Source organism: Caulobacter sp. D5 (assembly GCF_003185805.1).
In the GTDB taxonomy this organism is placed as follows: domain Bacteria; phylum Pseudomonadota; class Alphaproteobacteria; order Caulobacterales; family Caulobacteraceae; genus Caulobacter.
On record NZ_QHJY01000572.1, the window covers coordinates 1 to 2648 of the forward strand.

The 2648-nt window shown below is 69.4% G+C and carries 3 protein-coding genes; all 3 read left to right on the forward strand.

All coding sequences use genetic code 11. The features are described from left to right. The first annotated feature begins 109 nt into the window (after positions 1–109). Complete coding sequence (locus DMC18_RS25375) at positions 110–961, forward strand: pirin family protein (RefSeq protein ID WP_110121364.1); 852 nt, start codon at positions 110–112, stop codon at positions 959–961. Between the two features lie 242 nt (positions 962–1203). Continuing rightward, the gene (locus DMC18_RS25380; RefSeq protein ID WP_110121365.1) at positions 1204–1677 is read left to right on the forward strand and encodes a PaaI family thioesterase; all 474 of its coding nucleotides are present in this window, start codon (positions 1204–1206) and stop codon (positions 1675–1677) included. Between the two features lie 3 nt (positions 1678–1680). Then, positions 1681–2601: an alpha/beta fold hydrolase gene (locus DMC18_RS25385; RefSeq protein WP_110121366.1), complete on the forward strand. Its 921-nt coding sequence runs from the start codon at positions 1681–1683 to the stop codon at positions 2599–2601. Positions 2602–2648: the final 47 nt, after the last annotated feature.

A 2648-nucleotide genomic window follows, 5' to 3' on the forward strand; every position in this document is an offset into this window, starting at 1 on the left:
CTCAGACCTTTGCCGATCGGCTCAGGTCTGCGCGGGCGCCAGCATGGATCCTCGCCACAAGGGCGAGGAAGGCAATGAAGATGAATCAGTGAAGGCGTAGAGAGACGTCATGACCACCCGCACCATCGCCCGCCTGCACGCGGCCTATCGCGACGACATCGGCGACCTCTCGACCCGTCGCCCCTTGCCCGGCCCGGCCATCGACCAGCTGGACCCGTTCCTGTTCCTCAACCACCACGGCCCGCAGACCTACCGCCCGAACAATCGCGGACTGCCGTTCGGGCCGCATCCGCATCGCGGCTTCGAGACCGTGACCTTCATCCTCGAGGGCCAGCTGTCGCACCTGGACAGCGGCGGCCACGAGAGCGTCATCGACGCCGGCGGGGTGCAGTGGATGACGGCCGGCAGCGGCCTGGTGCACGCCGAGCTGTCGCCAGAGGCCTTCAAGCGCAGCGGCGGGCCGCTGGAGATCCTGCAGCTGTGGGTCAACCTGCCCAGGCGTCTGAAGATGACCGCGCCGCGCTATGTCGGCCTGCAGGCGCCGGACATCCCCAAGATCGAGAAGGACGGCGCGACGATCGAGCTGATCTCGGGCGAGATCGACGGCGTGGCCGGCCCGATCGAGTCGCTGACCGGCGTGGCCATGAGCGTCGCGCGGCTGGAGGCCGGCGCTGACCTGTCGCTGCCGATCCCGGCCGGACGAGCCGTTTTCCTCTACGTGGTGCGTGGCTCGATCACGATCGGCGACCGGACGGCGGGGGCGGCGAACCTCGTCGAGCTGACCGACGGCGAAGGCCTGGAGCTGTCGTCGGCCGACGGCGCGGTGCTGCTGCTCGGCCACGCCGACCCGATCCGCGAACCAGTCGTCTCGCACGGGCCGTTCGTGATGACGACGCGCGAGGAGATCATCCAGGCGATCCAGGATTATCAGGCCGGGAAGTTCGGCGAGGTTCGGGCGTAGGGAAGACCCCCTCAGTCGCTCCGCGACAGCTCCCCCAGAGGGGGAGCATCTCGAAGAGCGAACGCGTCCAACAAGATCCTCCCCCTCAGGGGGAGGTGGCCCGGAGGGCCGGAGGGGCACGTTTTCAGCTGCTGAGAAGCTGGCCGATTTCGCACCACTCCCCTCTCCGTCGGCTGCGCCGACACCTCTCCCACGGGGAGAGGGTCTTGCGGGCGCATTCAAACGACCGTTAGACTTCCCCCATGTCCGACGACCTGACCGAGGCCCAGAGCGCCGCCATCCCGCCCGGCTACGCCCAGCTGAACTGGACGCGGGGGTTCGGCCGACAGATCGGGCCACTGTACGAGCGCGCCGACGGGCCGGGCGAGGCCACGCTGGGCTTCCGGGTCGAGGAGCACCACACCAACGGCCTGGGCAATTGCCACGGCGGCATGCTGATGAGCTTCGCCGACATGGCCTGGGGCCGGATCATCTCGCTGCAGAAGTCCTATTCGTGGGTGACCGTGCGGCTGATGACCGACTTCCTGTCCGGCGCGCAGCTGGGCGAATTCGTCGAGGGTCGGGGCGAGCTGCTGGCCGAAGAGGACCTGGTCTTCACCGTGCGCGGCCGCATCTGGACCGGCGAGCGCACCCTGATGACCGGCACGGGGATCTTCAAGGCGCTCTCTCCCCGCAAGCCCCGCCCCGGCGAGGTCGCCTTCCGCGAGGAGGGCTGAGCCATGGCCGACGACCACGCCCCCGCCTCGCTGCTGGCCCCGTTCCACGGCGCGCCGCCGCCCGCCCCCGCCTGGTTCGACGCGGCGATCGCCCACCAGCCCGAGCGCTCGACCATCGACGTCCTGGGAACGCCCATCGAACTCCTGACCTGGGGCGAGGTCGGCAAGCCGGGCCTGCTGTTCCTGCACGGCAACGGCGCCCACGCCGACTGGTGGAGCTTCATCGCGCCCTCCTTCGCCAAGGACTGGCGGATCGCCGCCATCTCCTGGGCCGGCATGGGAAGCAGCGGCTGGCGCGAGGCCTACAGCGCCGAGACCTTCGCGGCTGAGGCCTTCGCCGCGGTCGAGGCCGCGCAGCTGGAGGCCGGCGGGGTGAAGCCGATCTTCGTCGGCCACTCGTTCGGCGGCTTTCCCACCCTCTATTGCGCGGCCCGCCACCCAGAGCGCCTGCGCGGGGCGATCCTGGTCGACACCAGCATCCAGCCGCCGGAAAAGCGCTGGAAGGGTCCGCCGCCGCGCTCTGGCTTCGGGACCAAGGTCTATCCGACCCTGGAAGAGGCCCTGGCCCGCTTCCGCCTGGCCCCTCCCCAGCCTTGCGAAAACCTCTACATCGCCGACTACATCGCCCGCCGCTCGCTGAAGGAAGTCGAGGGCGGCTGGACCTGGAAGTTCGACCCGGCGATCTGGCAGCGGTTCTCGATGCCGGACCTTGGCCAGCTGCTCACCGAAATCGCCTGCCCCGCCGCCCTGATGTGGGGCGAGCGCTCGGGCCTGATGCACGCCGAGACCCTGAACTACATGATCGCCCAGATGCCCGACGCCGTGCTGCGCCTGCCCGTGCCCGACGCCGACCACCACGTCATGCTCGACCAGCCGCTGGCCTTCGTGGCCGGACTGCGCGGTCTGCTGGCGGCCTGGGGTTAATTGGCCTGGGGTTAATTGGCCTGGGGTTAATTGGCCTGGGGTTAATT